This is a genomic window from Rhodococcus sp. 06-470-2, assembly GCF_002258235.1.
GTDB lineage: Bacteria > Actinomycetota > Actinomycetes > Mycobacteriales > Mycobacteriaceae > Rhodococcoides.
Genome location: NZ_NOYB01000048.1, coordinates 17,560 through 37,666, shown reverse-complemented (window position 1 = coordinate 37,666; position 20,107 = coordinate 17,560). Strand labels below are relative to the sequence as shown.

Below are 20,107 nucleotides of genomic sequence, written 5' to 3'. Positions count from 1 at the left end.
CGGCGCAAAATATCTTGAGGGTGCAAGCCAGCGAGAGATGGAGTGCCAATGATGTCCACAGTTCGAGCTGCTCTGGTCCAAAGCAAGTGGACCGGTGACAAAGAATCGATGATCGCGGCGCACGAGGGGTTTGCTCGGTCCGCCGCCGAGCAGGGCGCGAAAGTCGTTTGTTTCCAAGAACTTTTCTACGGTCCGTACTTCTGTCAATTGCAGGATGCGAAATTCTACGAGTATGCAGAATCGGTACCCGGGCCGACCGTCGACCGTTTCGCCGCATTGGCGAAGGAACTCGGCATCGTGATGATTCTGCCCGTCTACGAGCAGGAACAACCCGGACTTCTGTACAACACCGCTGCCGTCGTCGATGCGGACGGCACCTATCTCGGCAAGTATCGAAAACACCACATTCCCCACGTGAACGGATTCTGGGAGAAGTTCTACTTTCGCCCGGGAAACCTGGGGTGGCCGGTGTTCGACACCGCGGTCGGCCGAATCGGTGTGTACATCTGCTACGACAGGCACTTTCCCGAGGGTTGGCGGGCGTTGGGCCTCGCCGGTGCCGAGATCGTCTTCAATCCCTCGGCCACCTCGCGGGGCCTGTCGAACTACCTGTGGAAGCTCGAACAGCCCGCATCCGCCGTCGCGAACGAGTACTACGTGGGCGCGATCAATCGAGTCGGAATCGAATCCGAATACGGTGACGACGACTTCTACGGAACCAGTTACTTCGTGGACCCCGAAGGCAAATTCGTCGGCGAGGTGGCGTCGGATTCCGAATCCGAAATAATCGTGCGCGACCTGGACATGGATTTGATCAAGGTGGTCCGCGACCGGTGGGCCTTCTATCGTGACCGTAGACCCGACGCATACGGCCCGTTGGTGCAACCCTGATGGCCACCACCTTCGTGCACGGCGGGACAGTGGTATCCACTACCGGCGCACAGGAATTGGATGTGCTCATCGACGGCGAGAGCATCGTCGCGGTACTGGCACCCGGATCGGTCTCCCTGGCCGCGGACCTGAAGACCTCGGCGGACGTGGTCGTCGACGCGACCGGAAAATACGTGATCCCGGGTGGGGTCGACGGGCACACTCACATGGAGATGCCCTTCGGCGGTACGTTCGCCTCCGACACCTTCGAAACCGGAACGCGCGCAGCGGCGTGGGGTGGCACGACGACGATCGTGGACTTCGCGATTCAGACTCCCGGTCAGCGCGTCCAGGACACTCTGGCGCAATGGCACGAGAAGGCCGCGGGGCAGTGTGCCGTCGACTACGGATTCCATCAGATCATCGGCGACGTGACCGACGATTCCTTGAAAGCCATGAGCGAGTTGGTATCCGAGGGCGTCACCAGTTTCAAACTCTTCATGGCCTACCCGGGTGTGTTCTACTCCGATGACGGCAAGATCCTGCGCGCCATGCAGTCCGCCGCCGAAACGGGTGCACTGCTGATGATGCATGCGGAGAACGGCATCGCGATCGATGTTCTCGTTGCTCAGTCGATCGCCCGTGGAGACACGGCCCCGTACTTCCACGGCACGTCACGGCCGTGGCAGCTCGAGGAGGAGGCGACGCATCGAGCGATAATGTTGGCCGACGTCACCGGTGCACCGCTCTACGTCGTACACGTCTCTGCCAAGCAGGCCCTGGAACAGATCGCGCAGGCCCGAGGCAACGGACAGAACGTCTTTGCCGAGACATGTCCGCAGTACCTGTATCTGTCGCTAGAGGAACAGCTCGGCGCTCCGGGCTTCGAGGGTGCCAAGTGGGTCTGCTCGACGCCGTTGCGGTCGCGAGCGGAGGGGCATCAGGACGAGTTGTGGCGATACCTGCGCACCGGAGACGTGTCGACCGTCAGTACCGATCACTGCCCCTTCTGCATGAAGGATCAGAAGGAGATGGGTATCGGTGATTTCTCGAAGATTCCCAACGGGATCGGCTCGGTGGAACACCGCATCGATTTGATGTTCCAGGGTGTCAAGAGCGGCAAGATCACGCTCGAGAAGTGGGTCGACGTCTGCTGCACCACCCCGGCCAGGATGTTCGGGATGTATCCGAGGAAAGGCGTCATCACCCCCGGTGCCGACGCGGACATCGTGATCTACGACCCGAACGGACACACCAGCATCGGCGTCGAGAAGACCCACCACATGAACATGGACTATTCGGCGTACGAGGGTTTCGAGATCGACGGCCATGTCGACACCGTGATCTCGCGTGGCCGGATCATCGTCGACGGTGGATCCTATTCCGGCACTGCGGGACACGGCCGATTCGTCCGGCGCGACCTGTCGCAGAATCTGATCTGAGCCATGGACATCGGGGTAGTGCTCCAGTGCAATCCGCCGGCGTCCCGTGTGGTCGACCTGGCCAGACAGGCGGAGACACATGGCTTCTCGCACGTGTGGACGTTCGATTCGCATCTGCTGTGGCAGGAACCGTACGTCATCTACAGCCAGATTCTGGCCGCGACGAGGCGTGTGACCGTCGGTCCGATGGTCACCAATCCCGCCACCCGCGACTGGACGGTGACCGCATCGACGTTCGCGACGCTCAACGACATGTTCGGCAATCGGACCGTCTGCGGCATCGGCCGCGGTGATTCGGCCGTCCGCGCCCTCGGCGGGAAGCCGACAACCCTTGCCACGCTGCGGGAATCGATCGAGGTGATCCGTAGCTTGGCCAATGGGCGAAGTGCCCGGATCGGGGAGACGACAGTGCAGTTTCCGTGGGCGGAGCGGTCCCGACTCGAGGTGTGGGTAGCTGCGTACGGCCCCAAAGCCCTCGAGCTCACCGGACAGGTGGCAGACGGGTTCATTCTGCAGCTGGCCGATCCCGACATCGCAGCGTGGACGATCGGCCGGGTCCGCGCTGCGGCCGAGCAAGCGGGTCGCGATCCGGATTCGATCTCGATCTGCGTCGCCGCTCCCGCCTACGTCACCGACGGTACCGACGCAGGGCTCGAACACGCCCGAGATCAGTGTCGTTGGTTCGGCGGGATGGTGGGCAATCACGTCGCCGATATCGTCTCGCGGTACGGCGGCGACGGCAGCGGTGTTCCACAGGCACTCACCGACTACATCGCGGCGCGTGAAGGGTACGACTACAACGAGCACGGCCGCGCAGGCAATTCGCACGCAGAGTTCGTTCCGGACGAGGTGATCGACAGGTTCTGTCTGCTCGGCTCCCCGGCCGATCACATCGTCAAGCTGAAGGATCTCGAGGCTCTCGGTGTCGATCAGTTCTCGGTGTACCTGCAACACGATGCCAAGGCAGCGACGCTGGAAGCCTACGGGGAGAGCATAATTCCGCAGATCCGCCCGAGCGTGACGGCGACGTCGTGACGGGTGTTCTCGATCAGGCCTCGGTGGTGACGCCTGCTCCCGCCGGTGCGCATCGAGGAGCGCGGCGTCCGTTGATGGCAGTGGGGGCCGTCGGCGTGCTGCTGGTGTTCTGGGAGTCGGTGAAAGTGCTCGTCCCCGACAACGGGGTGAGTATCGCCGGCGTGCGGGTGCTGCCCCGCACCGACGACGGAGCGCTACCGCACGTGTGGTCGGTGTTGGCAGCGCTGACCGAGCCGGAGGTGAACGTCGCGGGGGCTCGCAGTGTCGGTGCGGCGATCGTGTCCAGTGGCCTGTTCACCTTCGGGCTCGCGGTACTCGGGTTCGCGCTGGGGACGGTGGTCGGGCTGGTTCTGGCGGTGGCGATGCAACGATTCGTGTGGGTCGAGCGCTCCGTACTGCCGTATGTGATCGTCTCGCAGACGGTTCCGCTGATCGCGTTGGCACCGCTCGTCGCAGGGTGGGGCGGAAAGATCGCGATCGGCGGTTACGCCTGGCAGCCGTGGATGAGCATCACCGTCATCGCGTCGTATCTTGCGTTCTTCCCGGTGGGGGTGGGGATGCTGCGCGGCCTGCGTGCACCCGATCGGGCAGCGTTGGACCTGATGCACAGTTACGCGTCCGGATGGTGGACCACACTCGTTCGACTACGCCTACCCGCCTCGGTTCCTCATCTGATTCCGGCGCTGCGTCTGGCCGCGGCCGCTGCCGTGATCGGTGCCGTGGTCGCCGAGATCTCCACCGGAACGACCGGCGGTATCGGCAGGCAGATCATCGTGTTCTCGCAGCAGGCAACAGGAGACGCATCCCGCCTTTACGCAGCCGTTCTCGGCGCAGCGGTGCTCGGACTGGTGGTGACCGGGTTGGTGTCACTGCTCGACATAGCACTGGGTCGGTACGCCGGTCGCTCACCGGGTCGAAAGGATCGGTCATGACCGAGCATGCGGTACTCGTCGAGGGCGTCGGAAAGACGTTCGACGGGGGAGTGACTGCGTTGGAGGACGTATCGCTCGCGATCGCCCCCGGCGAATTCGTCTCGCTGATCGGGCCTTCGGGGTGCGGTAAGTCGACGTTGCTCCGTATCGTTGCCGATCTCGAGCAACCCACGTCCGGTACTGCCTCGGTGTTCGGTCTGACTGCTCGCCGAGCCCGCGTCGATCAGAAGTACGGCATCGCCTTTCAGCAGGCCGGGCTGCTCGAGTGGCGCACAGTGCAATCCAACGTCGCATTGCCGCTCGAACTCCACAAGGTTCCCAAGAAGGAACGCGCAGAACGGGTTCGCGAACTACTGGACCTCGTCGGACTCACCGATTTCGCCGACAAGTTTCCCAGCCAGCTGTCCGGTGGGATGCAGCAACGAGTGGCGATCGCGCGGGCGCTGGCCCGAACGCCGGGACTGCTGCTGATGGACGAACCGTTCGGTGCCCTGGACGAGATGACCCGCGAGAAGATGCAGAACGACCTACTGCGCATCGCCGAGGAGTCGAGCGCAGCAGTGGTGTTCGTGACCCACTCGATTCCCGAAGCGGTCTACCTGTCCGATCGGGTGGTGGTGATGTCCGCTCGGCCGGGGAGGATCGTCGACACACTCACGATCGACAGATTCGACACGAACGACGATCCGCGCGAATCGGCGGAGTTCTTCTCGTCCATCACCGCGGTTCGGGATGCACTGCACGGCCGTTCGGTTCGAAGTGCGGATCTGCGATGAAGCTCTGGCTGCCACCGGTGGTGTTCGGGGCGGCGGCGCTCGCACTGTGGCAAATGCTCACGGTCGTCGCGGGGGTTCCGTCGTTCCTGCTGCCGTCCCCGAGCGCCATCGCCGAGCAATTCGTGCGAAACCTCGGAAACATCGGATCGGCAAGTCTGGCAACGGGAACCAACGCTCTCGTGGGCTTGATCGCAGGCTCGGTCCTCGGTCTCCTGGCAGCGATGGCAGCAGTTCGCCTGCGGATCGTCGACGAACTGCTCACCCCGTTGGCAGCAGGTGCCGCAGCCGTTCCCATCGTCGCTCTCGCGCCGGTGTTCAACTCGATGTTCTCCTCGACCACCGATCTACCGCGCCGCCTCGTGGTCACCATCGTCGTGTTCTTCCCGGTCTTCGTCAGTGCGGCGAAGGGACTGCGTCAGGTCTCGGCCGTGCACCACGACCTCATGACGTCGTATGCCGTCGGTGGTTGGCAGTTCACCCGAATCGTCCGCCTCCCGTCCGCCGTTCCACACATCTTCACCGGGTTGCGGGTTGCCGCTCCCAATGCTGTCATTGCTGCCATCATCTGCGAGTACTTCGGCGGACTGCAGAACGGTTTGGGGTCGCGGATCACCTCCGCCGCGGCGAACACGGCCTACCCCCGGGCATGGGCCTACGTGATGGGCGCCATCGCAGTCGGTTTGCTCTTCTTTCTGCTTGTTCTGCTGCTCGAGAAGCTCGTGTCCCGGCGTCGTACCTAGGAGATGAACGTGAAGATCACCCGAACCCCCCGATCTCTTCTCGCCGCCGTGATGGCGCTTGCAGTGGTCGCCTCGGCGTGCAGTACCACCACGACAGACACCGACACCGGTGCCGACGGAGACACCACGATCAAGCTGCAATTGCAGTGGTTCAAGCAGGGCCAATTCGCCGGCTACCTCGCCGCCGTCGATCAGGGTTTCTATGCGGAACAGGGGTTGGACGTCGAAATCCTGGACGGTGGAACGGATATCGTCCCGCAAACCGTGCTTGCCCAGGGGCAGGCCGACTACGCCATCGCGTGGGTACCGAAGGCGCTCGCATCCCGCGAGGCCGGAGCCGGCATCACCGACGTGGCTCAGATCTATCAGAAGTCGGGCACCCTGCAGGTCTCGTTCGAGGATCAGAACATCGCCTCACCCGCGGACCTCCGAGGCAAGACCGTCGGAAACTGGGGCTACGGAAACGAGTTCGAATTGTTCGCCGGAATGACGAAAGCGGGAGTGAGCCCGGCGGACGTGACGCTGGTGCAGCAGCAGTTCGACATGAACGGCCTGTTGTCCGGCGATATCGCTGCAGCCCAGGCGATGTCGTACAACGAGTACGCTCAGTTGCTCGAGACCGTGAACCCGGCAACCGGAGCTCTCTACACCGCAGACGATTTCACCACGCTGAACTGGAACGACGACGGCGTCGCGATGCTGCAGGACGCGATCTGGGCCAACACCGACAAGCTCTCGGACGAGGCCTACCAGGAGCAGACCGTCAAATTCCTGGCGGCATCGTTGAAGGGCTGGATCTTCTGCCGCGACAACGTCGAAACGTGCCGCGACATCACCGTCGCTGCAGGCTCCACACTCGGCGCGAGTCACCAGCTCTGGCAGGTCAACGAGGTCAACAAACTGATCTGGCCGTCTGCGGAGGGCATCGGCATGATCGACGAGGCGGCCTGGCAGCAGACCGTCGACATCGCCAAGAGCACCGAGAATGCCGAAGGATCGACGGTGCTGACCGCCGATCCCGATGCCGAGGCGTACACCAACGAGTACGTCACGCAGGCGCTCGATTTGTTGAAGGCCGACGGAGTGGACGTCACCGGAGAGTCGTACGCTCCGATGGAGGTCACACTGGAGGAAGGCGGCAAGTAGATGGATCACGTGTTCTACTCCTGGGCGGCGCAGGCCGAACTGAACCCGATCACCGTCGAGGGAGCGGAGGGGGCGTGGTTCTGGGACGACAAGGGCAACCGGTACCTCGACTTCTCGTCGCAGTTGGTCAACGTCAATCTCGGTCATCAACACCCCGACGTGGTCGCCGCCATCGTCGAACAGGCTCAGGTTCTGACGACCATCTCCCCGACCGTGGCCAACAACAAGCGCAGTGAACTCGCCACGTTGATCGCCGAACGTGCGCCGGGTGATCTGAACCGAGTGTTCTTCACGACCGGTGGGGCGGAAGCCGTCGAGCATGCGGTGCGGTTGGCGCGACAGCACACCGGGCGTACGAAGATGCTTGCCGCGTATCGCTCGTACCACGGTGGAACCGGAGTTGCGATCGGTCTCACGGGCGAGCCGCGGCGATGGGGCACCGAGCCGACCAACGTCGACGTCGTACGTTTCTTCGGGCCGTACCCGTACCGCTCACCCTGGGGCACAACGACTCCCGAGGACGAGACGGCCGCAGCGCTGGCACACCTCGAGCAGGTCATCGTGCTCGAAGGTGCGCAGAACATCGCCGGACTGATCCTCGAATCGGTCATCGGCACCAACGGTGTGCTGATCCCGCCGCCCGGCTATCTGGCCGGCGTTCGAGCGCTGTGCGACAAGTACGGGATCGTCTACATCGCCGACGAGGTCATGGTCGGGTTCGGGCGCATCGGCGAATGGTTCGCCTGCCAGGCCTGGGATGTGACACCGGATCTCATCACGTTCGCCAAAGGCGTCAACTCCGGATACGTGCCCCTCGGCGGGGTCGTGATCTCGGAGAAGATCGCCTCGCAGTTCGACCACAAGCCGTACCCGGGCGGCTTGACCTACTCCGGTCACGTGCTCGGGTGCGCCGCGGGCGTGGCTTCCATCGGAGTGTTCGAGCGCGACAAGATCCTTCCTCACGTGCGTCACGTCGGCGAGGACGTACTCGGTGCGGGCCTGTCCAAGCTGGCCGAATCGCATCCGAGTGTGGGCGAGGTACGCGGTAAGGGATTCTTCTGGGCCGTCGAACTGGTCAAGGACGGAACGACCCGAGAGCCACTGGTTGCCTTCGCCGCGTCGGGCAAGGACGCGGCGGCGATGGGCACGGTGACCGCCGCGGCGAAGTCACGTGGACTGTGGCCGTTCGTCGCAGGCAATCGCCTCCAGATCGCCCCTCCGCTGACGACGTCCGAGGACGAGATTCGTCAAGGACTGGAAATCCTCGACGAGGTGCTGACGGTGGCGGACGGATTCACCGTCGACGGGTGATCACAGCACGGCACCGGGGTTGAGGATGCCCGCCGGATCGAGAGCGGTCTTGATTCGGCGGGTCAGTTCCATGACGTCCTCACCGACCTGATCGGGCAGCCACGCCTTCTTGAGGCGACCGACACCGTGTTCGCCGGTGATGGTGCCGCCCAACGAGATTGCCAGATCCATGATCGCGCCGAATGCGATGTTGGCGCGACGTGTCATGTCGGCGTCCTCGGGGTCGAAAACGATCAGCGGGTGAGTGTTGCCGTCACCGGCGTGGGCGATGACCGCCACCAGCACGTCGTATTTCGTGGACAGCTCGGCGATTCCGTCGACGAGGGCCGGAAGTGCGGGCAGCGGAACCCCGACGTCCTCGAGGAGCAGGCTGCCGAGTCGCTCGACAGCGGGAATGGCGAACCGCCGCGCGGCAGCGAAGGCCTCGCCCTCGTCGGGGTCGTCGGTGGTGAACACATCCGAGGCACCGGCCTCGGTGCACGCGGCCGCCATGATCTCGATCTCGCGGCCTCGGTCGGCACCGGGGGAGTCGGACCGAGCAATGAGCATCGCCGCCGCCTCGCGATCGAGCCCCATGTTCATGGCATCTTCGACGGCACCGATGGAAGCTCGGTCCATGAACTCGAGCATCGACGGGCGCAGTGTCCGGGTGATGGCCAGAATTGCGGCGGTTGCGTCGTGCACCGACGCGAACGAGGCGACCACCGTACTGGCGGGAGGTTGCGCCGGAATCAATCGAAGAGTGATCTCGGTGATGATGCCCAGCGTTCCCTCGGAGCCGACGAACAGCTTCGCAAGGGACAGACCCGCAACGTCTTTCAGTCGTGGCCCGCCGAGCCGGACGGCGGTACCGTCGGCCAGGACGACCTCGAGACCGAGAACGTAATCGGTGGTGACGCCGTACTTCACACAGCACAGTCCGCCCGCGTTGGTGGCCGCATTGCCTCCGATGGAACACATCTCGAACGAGGACGGATCCGGTGGGTACCAGAGGCCGTGTTCGGCGACGGCCTTCTTGACCTCCGCGTTGAGCAGTCCGGGTTGTACGACGGCGATGCGGGTCACCGGATCGACGGTGATCTCTCGCATCAACTCGGTGGTGAGCACGATTCCACCGTCCACGGCGGTGGCTCCACCGGACAGACCCGATCCCGCGCCGCGTGGGACGACCGCCACGGCGTGCTCGGTGGCCCACCGCATCACGGCACGAACGTCCTCGGTGGACTGTGCGCGCACGACGGCCAGCGGGGTGCCCGCGTCGGGATCCTTCGCCCAGTCGCGTCGATAGCCCTCGGTGATGTCCGGGTCGGTGACCACCGAGCCGGGTGAAAGAAGGGATTCGAGCGCACTCAGGCGGGCATCTGCATCGGTCGTCACGGACATCTCGGTCTCCTCACGTCAGAAATGTGACCGTCGACACTCGAGTCTGTCACGGCGGAGCGTGGGGCGGAGTCGGGGTCGGTCGACGCTCGGTCACTGGTTGCGTTGCAGTGTCAGTTCTGCCAGTTCCGTGGCGGCGGCGCACGGGTCGGTCGGACTGGTGCCTCGGTACTGCACCCACCAGGTGATGACGCCCGAATACGCCGCGCTGATTCCGCACGACGACGGGTCGGCCGGTCGTCGTGACAGGAACGCCGTGGTGCCGGCAACAGGGACGTTCTCGGTCGCGTAGCCGAGCCGCTCGGCCAACTCTCGCTCGCGGGAGAGCGCATCGTCCTCGAACCAGGCGAAGGTCACGTCGATGAGCCCGGCGGCACCGATGCCCGTCCACATGCACACTGCACCGTAGAAGTACTGATCGACGAGGTCGGCACCCACTGTGTCGGCGATGGTGGGATCCGGGACGGCGATGCACTCCTCGAGCAGCTTGTCGAACTCTCCGCTGTCGGCCGATCGAGCAGGTACCGCCGTACCGGCCACGGTGGTGGTGCATCCGGTACCGACGGCCGCAGTGACGAGGACAGCGGCGAGGACGCGACCTTTGGACTCGGTGGAGGGGAACGTCCTCATGGGGCTACTTCGCCTTCGACATCGTGGTTCGTGCCAGATCCTCGACGACGTCGCAGGAATCGCGGGGCCCGTCGATCACGTAGTTGACGGACCAGTGTAAGAAGCCGTCCCCGTTCTCGACCCCGGCCTCGCACGACGCTCCCGACGCCGCGGCGGTGAATCCCGGGTGACCGTCCACATCGATGCGCTCGATGGTGCGGCCGACGGCTTCGGCCACGGATCTCTCTCGGTCGATGGAGCTGCCGCGATACCAGGTGAACATCGCGTACGCGCCGGTCGCGGATTCCCATCGACACCGAACGGCGTTCTCGGACACCACCGTCAGGTCGGATACGGCCGTGAGTCTCTGCACTTCCGTATTGTCCATCGACCCGCATTCGCCGACGAAGAGTTCTTCGGTGACGGGCTGTTCGGCCGTCTCGGGCGAATTCGGATCGGCCTCGGTTCCCGGCGTGTTCGAGCATCCCACCAGCCCGCACGCGATCGCTGCGATCGACGCTGCAACGGCTCGGGTGCCCACGAATGCGGACTTTACCCACCCTGTTCGAGGTGGGTGAGCCTTTTCCGGAAGCGAGTCACATCAGTAACACCAGCCTCAGGCGTTACCAGATCGATGCGTCGTCGACACGCAAATTTGTAGTTCGCCACGCTAGCGTCCAGCGCAGCGAATCTCGCACCTCATGTGGTGCGAGTCGACAAGGAGGCTGCACCATGATCGATCCCGGAAGTGACTCCTGGAACTACGTGGCCGCGATGTTCTCGTACGAATTCCTTGGGGGCGGAATCGAATACGACACCATCGAGCGCATTCACCGAGGCGAGGTCGACGAATGGGTTCAGGCGTTGACCCAGTCCGGATTGTTCGATCGAGCCACCATCGCGCAGATTGCCCACTCGTGGCATCAGGCCCCTCGGCAGTTGTTCGACATGCTGGTGCTCGACGCGGACGAAATGACCGCAAGGCGGTGCTCGCTGGCGTGGTCCTCGCTGGATCGACTCGCTCCACTTGCCCGCCTGGGCTGACCGACGGTCAACTACCGAGCACACGCGTCCCCGACGCGTCGACGACGATGGCCTGGTCGTCGGTCAACCCGTGACAGTCCATGCCGGCCCGGCGAAGGCGCTGCACCGTCACATGCCCCGAATTCTGCTCGTCGAGAACGGAATTCAGGTGCGGGACAATGGAGAAATTCACCAGACCCAACCCGGTCCACACCGGATCGATACCGGTGGCGTGCCGAACCTCGCCCGGGTCGTCCGCGTCCTCGACTCCGATCAACGACGGTGCGGCCACACAGGCACCCGCACTGTATCCGCCGTACGCGATCGATCCTCGCCGAACTCGGTCGGCCAGAACCTCGTCCGCACCCGAGCGGGCGAGCTGAGCGCGCAGGACGAAGGTGTTGCCCCCGCGCACCCACACCGCACCGAATCCTTCGAGCGCGCGCTCGAAGGCCGCGGGCCGACCCACGTACTCGCGCAGATCCAGCTCCGCCGGCCGATACCCGAGAGCGCGCAGCGGACCGAACTCACTGCGAAGCGAGGACTCGCGAGCGGCGGCGGGCCACGCGTCCGACGCGTTCGCGATCACCGCAAGATCGGACGGCGGCCCGGTCAGCTCGACGAAAGCAGCGGAGTGGCCCCCGAATCGATACGACGACAGGAACAGTCTCACGCCGTCGATTCGCCGTTCAGCCGGGCCAGCCCGACGCGAACGGCGTCCGCGACATGCTCGGGCTCACGCAGGCGGCGCGTCACGAACCCGGTAGCGAACCGCAGCCGGTCCCGATGCCAGCGAGGCACCACGTGCAAGTGCAGGTGGAAAACCGTCTGAAACGCGGCCTTGCCGTCGTTGATCACGAGGTTGGCTCCGTCGGCGCGCAGATCCGAGTGGCGCACCGCGCGCGCCAGCGTGTGACCGACGCGAAATACGTCGGCGGCCGCGTCCGGATGGGTCGAGTTCAGATCGGTGGCGTGCTCGCGCGGGACGACGAGCAGGTGTCCGCGACTGACCGGCCGGATGTCGAGAAAGGCCATCGCGTGGTCGTTCTCGAACACGCGGTGTGCGGGGGCGTCGCCGGCGACGATGGCACAGAAGATGCAAGATTCCACGGTTGTCACTGTAGGGTCCGATCATCACCGATAGACCTGTATGGCGTGCATCACAATTGCCCGCCCTGTAACTGCGGAATGCCGAACGGACTCGATTCAGAACGAATCGGACTGTGTTCCGAGTTACCCGTGGTCTGTTTCCTCTGGCTACTATCAGGGACCTTGTGCCTTTGTCGCATGGGTTCGTCCACTCGTCGCAAGCTCGGGGCCGTTGGCCGATCAGTGGACACCATTCAACGCAGGAAGACGGAGATTTGGATACATCGCAGAGCACTGAGAAGGGTTCGGGATCCACGACCGTGGTCGGTGTGGTTCGGGAATCGGGGGAGGGCGAACGTCGCGTCGCCCTGGTGCCCAAGATCGTTGCCTCCCTGACGGGTAAAGGCGTCGAGATCGTCGTCGAATCGGGTGCCGGTTTGGGCGCTCTGATTCCCGACGAGCTGTACGTCGCCGCCGGAGCGACCATCGGTGATCCATGGTCGGCGGACGTCGTGGTGAAGGTCGCGCCGCCGTCCGACGCCGAGATCGCCAAGCTGTCGTCGGGTTCGACACTCATCGGATTTCTGGCACCGCGCAACGCGGAGAACAGCATCGGGGCGTTGAAGGCGGCCGGAGTGCAGGCCTTCGCCGTCGAAGCGATCCCGCGGATCTCGCGGGCGCAGGTGATGGACGCACTGTCGTCTCAGGCCAATGTCGCCGGATACAAGGCCGTCCTGCTGGCCGCGTCCGAGTCCACCCGATTTTTCCCGATGCTCACCACTGCCGCGGGCACCGTCAAGCCTGCCACCGTGCTGGTGCTGGGTGTGGGCGTGGCAGGTCTGCAGGCGCTTGCCACCGCGAAGCGTCTCGGCGGCCGGCCCACCGGGTACGACGTGCGTCCGGAGGTCGCGGACCAGGTTCGCTCCGTCGGGGCGCAATGGCTCGATCTCGGGATCGACGCCGCAGGTGAGGGCGGGTACGCGCGTGAGCTGACCGAGGACGAGCGGGTGCAACAGCAGAAGGCTCTCGAGGAGGCCATCAAGGGATTCGACGTGGTCATCACCACCGCGTTGGTGCCCGGACGCCCCGCCCCGCGACTGGTCACGGCCGCAGCCGTCGAGGGCATGAAGCCCGGCAGCGTCGTGGTCGACCTCGCCGGTGAGACCGGCGGCAACTGTGAGCTCACCGAGCCCGGAGAGACCGTCGTCAAGCACGACGTGACCATCTGCTCGCCGTTGAACCTGCCTGCCTCGATGCCCGAGCACGCCAGCGAGCTGTACTCGAAGAACATCTCGGCATTGCTCGAACTCATGCTGGTCGACGGCAAGCTCGCCCCCGACTTCTCGGACGAGGTTCTCGCCGGTGCCTGCGTGACACGTGAGAAGGAGAACTGATGTACACCCCGCTGCTCGCGAACATAGCGATCCTGGTGTTGTCCGGGTTCGTCGGCTTCGCGGTGATCTCCAAGGTGCCCAACACCTTGCACACCCCGTTGATGTCGGGCACCAATGCCATCCACGGCATCGTCGTGCTCGGCGCGTTGGTCGTCCTGGGCAAGGTGGCCGATCCGTCCATCGGATTGCAGGTGATCCTGTTCGTGGCGCTGGTCTTCGGAACGGTCAACGTGATCGGTGGATTCGTCGTCACCGACCGCATGCTCGGCATGTTCAAGTCCAAGCCTGTCCCTGCCAAGGCCGAGAAGGGCGCTGACTCCTGATGGACAATCTCGTCAACATCCTCTACATCGTCGCGTTCGCGATGTTCATCTACGGTCTGATGGGTCTGACGGGCCCGAAGACCGCTGTCCGCGGCAATCAGATCGCAGCCGTCGGCATGTTCATCGCAGTGGTGGCGACCCTCATCTCCATCCGAGACACCGGCAACTGGATTCTCATCGTCGTCGGCCTGGTCGTCGGCGTCGCTCTCGGTATCCCTCCCGCACGTCGGGTCAAGATGACGGCAATGCCGCAGTTGGTGGCCCTGTTCAACGGCGTCGGCGGTGGAACGGTTGCACTGATCGCCTGGGCCGAGTTCCTCGACACATCGGGATTCTCGAACTTCAAGCACGGTGAATCGCCGACGGTCCACATCGTCATCGGGTCGCTGTTCGCGGCGATCATCGGGTCGATCTCGTTCTGGGGATCGCTGATCGCGTTCCTCAAGCTGCAGGAGACCCTGCCCGGTTCGCCCATCACCATCGGCAAGTTGCAGCAGCCGCTCAACGCTCTGCTGCTGATCGGTGCCGTGGCGGCTGCGGTGGTCATCGGAATCAACGCCACTCCGGGCGGCGGGGTGTCGCAGTGGTGGATCGTCGCGGTTCTCGTACTCGCCGGAATTCTGGGTCTGACGGTCGTGCTGCCCATCGGCGGCGCGGACATGCCGGTCGTCATTTCGTTGCTCAACGCTCTGACCGGTCTGTCCGCTGCGGCGGCAGGTCTGGCGCTCAACAACACAGCGATGATCGTCGCAGGCATGATCGTCGGCGCGTCCGGCACGATTCTGACCAACCTCATGGCCAAGGCCATGAACCGTTCCATCCCGGCGATCGTCGCCGGCGGATTCGGTGGCGGCGACGCGGCTGCCGGGCCTGCGGGTGCAGGCGGCGGAACCGCGAAGGCCACGTCCGCGGCGGATGCGGCGATCCAGATGGCCTACGCCAACCAGGTCATCGTCGTACCCGGATACGGACTCGCGGTTGCGCAGGCGCAGCATGCGGTCAAGGACATGGCCAAGCTACTGGAGTCGAAGGGCGTCGAGGTCAAGTACGCCATTCACCCCGTGGCCGGTCGCATGCCCGGGCACATGAACGTGCTGCTCGCCGAGGCCGATGTCGCGTACGACGCGATGAAGGAAATGGACGACATCAACGACGAATTCTCCCGTACCGACGTCACGTTGGTCATCGGTGCGAACGACGTGACCAACCCGGCGGCGCGCAACGATCCGTCGAGCCCGATTCACGGGATGCCGATCCTGAACGTCGATCAGTCGAAGTCGGTCATCGTTCTGAAGCGGTCGATGTCGTCCGGGTTCGCCGGCATCGAGAACCCGTTGTTCTTCGCCGAGGGCACCTCGATGCTGTTCGGTGACGCGAAGAAGTCGGTGTCCGAGGTGACCGAGGAGCTCAAGGCCCTCTAGTCACGAGCAGTCAGCAGTCAGATGGGGCGCTTCCGGTTGTTCGTCAACGGGAGCGCCCCATTTTGCGTTGAACGGCCAGAGCGGCCGTGTCGAGCGGGTTGCGAGCTTCGCGGGCAGCTGCGACGGGCGAGTAGAGCATGACGATCGAGCACGCCGGCCACCACACGAACACGATCGACGCTGCGCTCACGATCCCGGTCACGGACGCGGAACCGACGAAAAGGGCAGCCGCCGCGACCGCGAGCGTTGCGACGGTGCCCAGGCCGAGGACCACGGGCCGCCACGCTGCGGACGCCACCATGGACGCTGCTCCGAGTAGAGAGGCCACCGCGACGAGTTGACCGTTCGGAAGATCTGCCGACGGCATCGACGCTCCCAGGACCTCGCGAGCGAGCGCACTGCTGACGACGGCACCGATGGTGCAGGCGATCACCACCCCGATCCCGAACGGCAGCTTTCGTATCAGCGCCACGACGGCGAGCGCGGCGACGGCGATCAACACCGCGGTCACATCGATCGCATCGAGTACGTGAGTGGCCAGTGCCGTGGCAGGGGTCGATTCGACGGACGTCGAGGGTGCGACCTGCGGTGCCCACATCAGGATCAACAGCAACAGGACGGCAGAGGCAGCGGACACGGCCGAGCGAGCGACCACGGCGCGCCGTCGCGGACGGGTGGGGGCACTGGACGACACCGCGGGCGTCTCGGCGTCGGTTTCGGCGTGACGGGACGCTTGGATCGGTCCGGAACCGAGGCTCGGTGTTGGCATGCGGCCACGGTGCCCGACTCGGCTGAACATCGGATGTGAGGAAGTTGGGAACGAGCTGATTGTTTTCGTAATAACGTTTCGATCACGCAGCGGCCTGAGGGGTATCGAAAAGTGAGCGGCAGGATGCTCACTTCGTCAAATTCTGCATGTCGGCAAATCGGCCACAAGTCGGGGCAAGAGATCGAAAACTGGCCCGATACAGAACTGCGTGCCTTCTTGCAGCTCGTGTAGCGGAGGCATGCTGAGTTCGAGTTGCTGCAGTCGGACGTCGGTCCGAATGGTGCGAATGCCCTCCGACCTGGCGTTTTGTCGATAACTTGTTTCCTGTCACAGCATTTCGTAAACCAAACTATGACTTCGTTGCAAGACGTTGATTGGATGGGTCCAAGTGTGTGACGATAGTCACAGAGTCCAGTTCACCCTGGGCGAGACCGACCAAAAGGGCGTAGTTTCAGCCGCATCGGAAACCCGCAATCGACCGTTACAGCCAAATCGATAACGATCTGGAAACGGACCGTGGTACCCGTCACAACCCGTCGGAATCGGGTATTCGACACCTACGGACGCCGACAACTCGAGGGAGAAGAACATGACCGCAATGTCTCAGGGACAGCTCGCTATGGTCCGCGCGTTCTTTTGCAACGAGTTCCAAGCGGACTCGCTCGACCGATCGACCGTGCCCGATCCCACGGCCGACGCCGTCGCCGAATGGATCGACGCTCTGGCAACCAGCGGACTGTTCGCACCTGCCGAAGTGCGGAACATCTCCTCCGTCTGGGCCTCCGAGCCGGAGACGATGGTTGCCCTGCTGGTCGGTGAAGTGGACGAAATTGCCGTCAAGCGCAACGAGGTAGCCGCTCCGGCTCCGGCGATCGCGACTCCAGCGCTGATCTCCGCGTTCGAGCGCGCAAGTTGATCGGCCCCGCTCGGTGCCTCGGCACCCGAGCGGGTTCAGCTTCGCTACTATCGGTCGAATTCCGATGACGGCAGTCGACAACGGTGTCGCGCGGCGAAGTGAGGGTTCTGTATGGGTGCGGTGGGACTGGACGAAGACGCGGTATCGACCTGGATCGCAGGATTGGGAATCGGCGCAACCTCGCCTCTCACCTTCCATCGGATCGGCAACGGTCAGTCCAATCTCACCTACGCGGTTCGTGATGCCGGCGGCAGTTGCTGGGTGCTTCGGCGTCCACCACTGGGGAAACTGTTGGCGTCCGCACACGATGTGGTGCGTGAGCATCGAATTCTGTCGGGCCTGCAGAACACGGCGGTTCCGGTTCCGAAAATGATTGCGATGACCGAGGATTCGTCGGTGTCCGAGGTCCCACTCGTGCTGATGAGTTTCGTCGACGGGATCGTCGTCGACTCGGTGGCGGTAGCCGAAGGACTCGACCCCGATCACAGGCGCCGAGTAGGGCTCGGCCTGACGGTCGCGCTGTCCGACATCCACCGCGTGGATCTGGACTCCTCGGGTCTGGCCGATCTGGCCAGTCACAAGCCGTACGCCGCTCGCCAACTGGCACGGTGGACCAAGCAATGGCAATCCTCGCGCACTCGCGACGTACCCGGTATCGATTCGCTGGCAACGCGATTGGCAGCCGGCATTCCATCGCAGCACGAGGTGACTCTGGTGCACGGAGACTTCCACCTCAGCAACGTCATCACGGCCCGCGACGACGGCCGTGTCGCCGCGGTTGTCGACTGGGAGCTGTGCACACTCGGAGACCCCTTGGCGGACCTCGGAGGACTTCTGGCCTATTGGCCGCAAGCCGACGACGGGGTCGCCGGTCCCTTCATGGCGTCGACTCTGCCGGGCTTTCCTACTCGGGCCGAACTCGTCGAGTCGTATGCGGGGCACACCGGCCGCGACGTCTCCGATGTCGGATTCTGGCAGGTACTGGCGCTGTGGAAGCTCTCGATCATCGCCGAAGGTGTCATGCGCCGGATGGAAGCAGACTCGCGAAACCGGGCGGTGGCAGGCGGGCCGACCACGACGCTCATCGACGACATCGTCAGCAGGGCTCTGCGTACGGCCGACGAGATCGGGCTGTAGTCGGTCAGGCCGACGCCGTCCCGATCACCAAAGTGCGAGCTGCAGTCTCGATTTCGGGCGGAATCGCCACCGGCCTACGGGTGACCCCATCGACGTACACGTGTACGAATCGACCCCTGGCCGCCAGCTCCAACGCATCGTCGTCGGCTTCGCGGAACAACCCGAGCGAGTACACGATGCTGCGGGTGCCCAGCTTCTCGACTGCCAGGCCCACCTGAAGGCGATCCGGAAAGCTCAACTCGGACAGGTATCGGCACGAGGTTTCGGCAACGACACCGATCGCAGGCAGTGTCCTGATATCGAGACCGGTCGTCTCCATCAGCCAACCGTTGACGGCGGTGTCGAAATAGGCGTAGTAGGTGACGTTGTTGACGTGGCCGTAGTGGTCGTTGTCGTCCCATCTCGTCGTCACCGGCCACAGTGCCGGAAAATCCGATGCGTGCGACAAGTCCGACGCGGGGCTCACTCGATCGGTCATGAACGTGACCCTAACCAGTGGCGTCGGTAGCTGGCGTCGCCGGGGATTGCCGACGCAGGATCGCTCGGACCATCAGACCGACGACCAAGGCCCAGAATGCGGAGCCGATCCCTGCGAATGTCAGGCCGGACGCAGCGACGAGGAATGTCAGAACCGTTGCTTCTCTGTCCGCTGCATGTTCCAGCGCGCCGAACAACGACGCCGCGAGGGTCCCCAACAGGGCAAGCCCGGCAACTGTTTCCACCACACCTGCGGGAGCGGCAGCGACCAGGGTGGCCAGGGCGGTGGAGAGAAGCGCCAGCACCAGGTAGGACGATCCGGCCGAGAAGGCGGCGATCCATCGCCGCTTCGGGTCCGGATGGGCACTGGGATTCGCCGAGAGCGCAGCGCTGATCGCGGCGAGGTTGATCGTGTGACCGCCGGCGAATGCGCCCAGGACGGTTCCGGTTCCGGTGACGGCCATCGAGGCACGCCAGGGAATGCGGAACCCGAACGACGCCATGACCGTGACGCCGGGGATGTTCTGGGACGCCATCGTGACGATGTACAGCGGCACCGCGATACCTACTGTGGCCTGCCAGCTCCAGTGCGGAACCGTCCAGTCGATTCGGGGGACCAGATCGTTCGGCGCGATCGGAGTGCCGCCGCCGACCAGACCGGCCGCGATCACCACCGCCGCCGCGGCGAATGCTGCCGGAACTGCCCAACGTGCACTGAACCGCAGGACCACGAGCCAGACCAGGACCACTGGAGCCACCTGGGCGGGGGAGTCGGCGAAGGCGACCACCGGTGCTGCGCAGAGAGGAAGGAGAACTCCGGCCAGCATCGCCTGCGCGAGTGGCACCGGAATTGTCGACACGAGTGCGCCGAGTCTCGGCCACAGGCCCGTCAGGACGATCAGGACTCCGACGGTGACGAACGCACCCACCGCCGCGGGCCACCCTCCGACCACCATGCCGGTTCCGGCGAGCAGCGCCGCGCCCGGTGTCGACCACGCCAGAGTGATGGGCTGTCTGTATCTGCGCGCGAGCCACATCATTCCCACGGCCTGGGTGACGCACAGTGCCAGCAAACCGGATGCCGCCTCGGTCGGGCTGGCACCTACCGCCCGCAGGCCCGTCAGTACAACGGCGAACGAGCTGGTGAAGCCGACCAGTGAGGCCACGATTCCAGCGCTGACGGGGGTGGAGAGTGGCGTCGGTCTGTCGGCAGCGTCGGCGGTGGTCACGACTGACGATGATGCACTGTGGGCCGTCGCCTGTCGCGTCGTTTCCCGTCGAGCCGAGTCGCCACCAGGGGTCGGTGGTCGAATGCTG

General features: G+C 64.3%; 22 protein-coding genes. 14 read left to right on the top strand and 8 right to left on the bottom strand.

The window, feature by feature from the left end:
- Nucleotides 1-51 precede the first annotated feature (51 nt).
- From CH276_RS27510 to CH276_RS27475, 8 genes are read left to right on the top strand one after another with little or no spacing between them, the layout of a single operon-like run.
- Nucleotides 52-891 carry a nitrilase-related carbon-nitrogen hydrolase gene (locus CH276_RS27510; protein ID WP_197914655.1) on the top strand — a complete coding sequence of 280 codons (840 nt, stop codon included), beginning with the start codon at nucleotides 52-54 and terminating at the stop codon, nucleotides 889-891.
- On the top strand, nucleotides 891-2,312 hold the full coding sequence (gene hydA / locus CH276_RS27505; protein ID WP_045194399.1) for a dihydropyrimidinase: 1,422 nt from the start codon (nucleotides 891-893) through the stop codon (nucleotides 2,310-2,312). The genes CH276_RS27510 and hydA overlap by 1 nt, the downstream gene beginning before the upstream one ends.
- Before the next feature lie 3 nt (nucleotides 2,313-2,315).
- On the top strand, nucleotides 2,316-3,347 hold the full coding sequence (locus CH276_RS27500) for a TIGR03842 family LLM class F420-dependent oxidoreductase (protein ID WP_094632287.1): 1,032 nt from the start codon (nucleotides 2,316-2,318) through the stop codon (nucleotides 3,345-3,347).
- Nucleotides 3,344-4,279, top strand: coding sequence for an ABC transporter permease (locus CH276_RS27495; RefSeq protein ID WP_094632285.1), 936 nt, complete (start codon nucleotides 3,344-3,346; stop codon nucleotides 4,277-4,279). Before CH276_RS27500 ends, CH276_RS27495 begins: the two co-directional genes overlap by 4 nt.
- Nucleotides 4,276-5,055, top strand: coding sequence for an ABC transporter ATP-binding protein (locus CH276_RS27490; RefSeq protein WP_032393475.1), 780 nt, complete (start codon nucleotides 4,276-4,278; stop codon nucleotides 5,053-5,055). The genes CH276_RS27495 and CH276_RS27490 overlap by 4 nt, the downstream gene beginning before the upstream one ends.
- Nucleotides 5,052-5,795 (top strand): ABC transporter permease, encoded by a 744-nt coding sequence (locus CH276_RS27485; RefSeq protein WP_094632283.1) that lies wholly within the window; start codon nucleotides 5,052-5,054, stop codon nucleotides 5,793-5,795. The genes CH276_RS27490 and CH276_RS27485 overlap by 4 nt, the downstream gene beginning before the upstream one ends.
- A 9-nt stretch (nucleotides 5,796-5,804) precedes the next feature.
- Nucleotides 5,805-6,941 (top strand): ABC transporter substrate-binding protein, encoded by a 1,137-nt coding sequence (locus CH276_RS27480; RefSeq protein WP_094632313.1) that lies wholly within the window; start codon nucleotides 5,805-5,807, stop codon nucleotides 6,939-6,941.
- A complete protein-coding gene (locus tag CH276_RS27475; RefSeq protein WP_094632281.1) occupies nucleotides 6,942-8,252 on the top strand; it encodes an aspartate aminotransferase family protein in 1,311 nt (436 codons plus the stop codon). It begins immediately after the preceding gene.
- Here CH276_RS27475 and CH276_RS27470 read toward each other — a convergent pair whose 3' ends face one another.
- The 3 genes from CH276_RS27470 to CH276_RS27460 form a co-directional block, all read right to left on the bottom strand.
- Entirely contained in the window at nucleotides 8,253-9,635 is a 1,383-nt protein-coding gene (locus tag CH276_RS27470) for an FAD-binding oxidoreductase (protein WP_032393479.1), read from the bottom strand. It abuts the gene before it with no gap.
- A gap of 90 nt (nucleotides 9,636-9,725) precedes the next feature.
- Complete coding sequence (locus CH276_RS27465; protein ID WP_094632279.1) at nucleotides 9,726-10,262, bottom strand: DUF3558 domain-containing protein; 537 nt, start codon at nucleotides 10,260-10,262, stop codon at nucleotides 9,726-9,728.
- 4 nt (nucleotides 10,263-10,266) lie between these two features.
- Nucleotides 10,267-10,782: a DUF3558 domain-containing protein gene (locus tag CH276_RS27460; protein WP_094632278.1), complete on the bottom strand. Its 516-nt coding sequence runs from the start codon at nucleotides 10,780-10,782 to the stop codon at nucleotides 10,267-10,269.
- Nucleotides 10,783-10,973: 191 nt separating this feature from the next.
- Here CH276_RS27460 and CH276_RS27455 point away from each other — a divergent pair, with 191 nt between their 5' ends.
- Nucleotides 10,974-11,285, top strand: a complete 312-nt coding sequence (locus tag CH276_RS27455) for a hypothetical protein (RefSeq protein WP_032393481.1) — start codon at nucleotides 10,974-10,976, stop codon at nucleotides 11,283-11,285.
- A 7-nt stretch (nucleotides 11,286-11,292) separates the two neighbouring features.
- Here CH276_RS27455 and CH276_RS27450 read toward each other — a convergent pair whose 3' ends face one another.
- Both CH276_RS27450 and CH276_RS27445 read right to left on the bottom strand, forming a co-directional pair.
- Nucleotides 11,293-11,937: a Type 1 glutamine amidotransferase-like domain-containing protein gene (locus CH276_RS27450; RefSeq protein WP_094632276.1), complete on the bottom strand. Its 645-nt coding sequence runs from the start codon at nucleotides 11,935-11,937 to the stop codon at nucleotides 11,293-11,295.
- Nucleotides 11,934-12,374, bottom strand: coding sequence for an HIT family protein (locus CH276_RS27445; protein ID WP_032393483.1), 441 nt, complete (start codon nucleotides 12,372-12,374; stop codon nucleotides 11,934-11,936). Before CH276_RS27445 ends, CH276_RS27450 begins: the two co-directional genes overlap by 4 nt.
- Nucleotides 12,375-12,628: 254 nt before the next feature.
- Here CH276_RS27445 and CH276_RS27440 point away from each other — a divergent pair, with 254 nt between their 5' ends.
- Genes CH276_RS27440 through CH276_RS27430 form a run of 3 tightly spaced genes read left to right on the top strand, consistent with a single transcriptional unit; the run spans nucleotide 12,629 to nucleotide 15,491 of the window.
- The gene (locus tag CH276_RS27440) at nucleotides 12,629-13,747 is read left to right on the top strand and encodes a Re/Si-specific NAD(P)(+) transhydrogenase subunit alpha (protein WP_045194417.1); all 1,119 of its coding nucleotides are present in this window, start codon (nucleotides 12,629-12,631) and stop codon (nucleotides 13,745-13,747) included.
- Nucleotides 13,747-14,070 (top strand): NAD(P) transhydrogenase subunit alpha, encoded by a 324-nt coding sequence (locus tag CH276_RS27435; protein WP_094632274.1) that lies wholly within the window; start codon nucleotides 13,747-13,749, stop codon nucleotides 14,068-14,070. Before CH276_RS27440 ends, CH276_RS27435 begins: the two co-directional genes overlap by 1 nt.
- On the top strand, nucleotides 14,070-15,491 hold the full coding sequence (locus CH276_RS27430) for an NAD(P)(+) transhydrogenase (Re/Si-specific) subunit beta (RefSeq protein ID WP_032393486.1): 1,422 nt from the start codon (nucleotides 14,070-14,072) through the stop codon (nucleotides 15,489-15,491). The genes CH276_RS27435 and CH276_RS27430 overlap by 1 nt, the downstream gene beginning before the upstream one ends.
- A gap of 43 nt (nucleotides 15,492-15,534) precedes the next feature.
- Here the strand turns inward: CH276_RS27430 and CH276_RS27425 are convergent, their stop codons facing one another.
- Nucleotides 15,535-16,260: a hypothetical protein gene (locus CH276_RS27425; protein WP_094632272.1), complete on the bottom strand. Its 726-nt coding sequence runs from the start codon at nucleotides 16,258-16,260 to the stop codon at nucleotides 15,535-15,537.
- 589 nt (nucleotides 16,261-16,849) lie between these two features.
- On the opposite strand from CH276_RS27425, the gene CH276_RS27420 reads away from it, so the two are divergent.
- Nucleotides 16,850-17,176 carry a hypothetical protein gene (locus tag CH276_RS27420; RefSeq protein WP_052049157.1) on the top strand — a complete coding sequence of 109 codons (327 nt, stop codon included), beginning with the start codon at nucleotides 16,850-16,852 and terminating at the stop codon, nucleotides 17,174-17,176.
- A 111-nt stretch (nucleotides 17,177-17,287) separates the two neighbouring features.
- Entirely contained in the window at nucleotides 17,288-18,313 is a 1,026-nt protein-coding gene (locus CH276_RS27415; RefSeq protein ID WP_094632270.1) for a phosphotransferase family protein, read from the top strand.
- A gap of 4 nt (nucleotides 18,314-18,317) precedes the next feature.
- On the opposite strand, the gene CH276_RS27410 is transcribed toward CH276_RS27415, so the two are convergent.
- Together CH276_RS27410 and CH276_RS27405 are read right to left on the bottom strand one after the other, a co-directional pair.
- Nucleotides 18,318-18,791 (bottom strand): acyl-CoA thioesterase, encoded by a 474-nt coding sequence (locus tag CH276_RS27410; RefSeq protein ID WP_045194423.1) that lies wholly within the window; start codon nucleotides 18,789-18,791, stop codon nucleotides 18,318-18,320.
- 10 nt (nucleotides 18,792-18,801) lie between these two features.
- Nucleotides 18,802-20,019: a benzoate/H(+) symporter BenE family transporter gene (locus CH276_RS27405; protein WP_094632268.1), complete on the bottom strand. Its 1,218-nt coding sequence runs from the start codon at nucleotides 20,017-20,019 to the stop codon at nucleotides 18,802-18,804.
- Nucleotides 20,020-20,107 lie beyond the last annotated feature (88 nt).

What these genes read in the sequence shown, in the direction of transcription:
- CH276_RS27510 (WP_197914655.1), top strand. Translation starts at nt 52, where the DNA reads ATGTCCACAGTTCGAGCTGCTCTGGTCCAAAGCAAGTGGACCGGTGAC.
- hydA (WP_045194399.1), top strand. Translation starts at nt 891, where the DNA reads ATGGCCACCACCTTCGTGCACGGCGGGACAGTGGTATCCACTACCGGC.
- CH276_RS27500 (WP_094632287.1), top strand. Translation starts at nt 2,316, where the DNA reads ATGGACATCGGGGTAGTGCTCCAGTGCAATCCGCCGGCGTCCCGTGTG.
- CH276_RS27490 (WP_032393475.1), top strand. Translation starts at nt 4,276, where the DNA reads ATGACCGAGCATGCGGTACTCGTCGAGGGCGTCGGAAAGACGTTCGAC.
- CH276_RS27485 (WP_094632283.1), top strand. Translation starts at nt 5,052, where the DNA reads ATGAAGCTCTGGCTGCCACCGGTGGTGTTCGGGGCGGCGGCGCTCGCA.
- CH276_RS27475 (WP_094632281.1), top strand. Translation starts at nt 6,942, where the DNA reads ATGGATCACGTGTTCTACTCCTGGGCGGCGCAGGCCGAACTGAACCCG.
- CH276_RS27470 (WP_032393479.1), bottom strand. Translation starts at nt 9,635, where the DNA reads ATGTCCGTGACGACCGATGCAGATGCCCGCCTGAGTGCGCTCGAATCC.
- CH276_RS27465 (WP_094632279.1), bottom strand. Translation starts at nt 10,262, where the DNA reads ATGAGGACGTTCCCCTCCACCGAGTCCAAAGGTCGCGTCCTCGCCGCT.
- CH276_RS27455 (WP_032393481.1), top strand. Translation starts at nt 10,974, where the DNA reads ATGATCGATCCCGGAAGTGACTCCTGGAACTACGTGGCCGCGATGTTC.
- CH276_RS27435 (WP_094632274.1), top strand. Translation starts at nt 13,747, where the DNA reads ATGTACACCCCGCTGCTCGCGAACATAGCGATCCTGGTGTTGTCCGGG.
- CH276_RS27430 (WP_032393486.1), top strand. Translation starts at nt 14,070, where the DNA reads ATGGACAATCTCGTCAACATCCTCTACATCGTCGCGTTCGCGATGTTC.
- CH276_RS27425 (WP_094632272.1), bottom strand. Translation starts at nt 16,260, where the DNA reads ATGCCAACACCGAGCCTCGGTTCCGGACCGATCCAAGCGTCCCGTCAC.
- CH276_RS27420 (WP_052049157.1), top strand. Translation starts at nt 16,850, where the DNA reads ATGACCGCAATGTCTCAGGGACAGCTCGCTATGGTCCGCGCGTTCTTT.
- CH276_RS27415 (WP_094632270.1), top strand. Translation starts at nt 17,288, where the DNA reads ATGGGTGCGGTGGGACTGGACGAAGACGCGGTATCGACCTGGATCGCA.
- CH276_RS27410 (WP_045194423.1), bottom strand. Translation starts at nt 18,791, where the DNA reads ATGACCGATCGAGTGAGCCCCGCGTCGGACTTGTCGCACGCATCGGAT.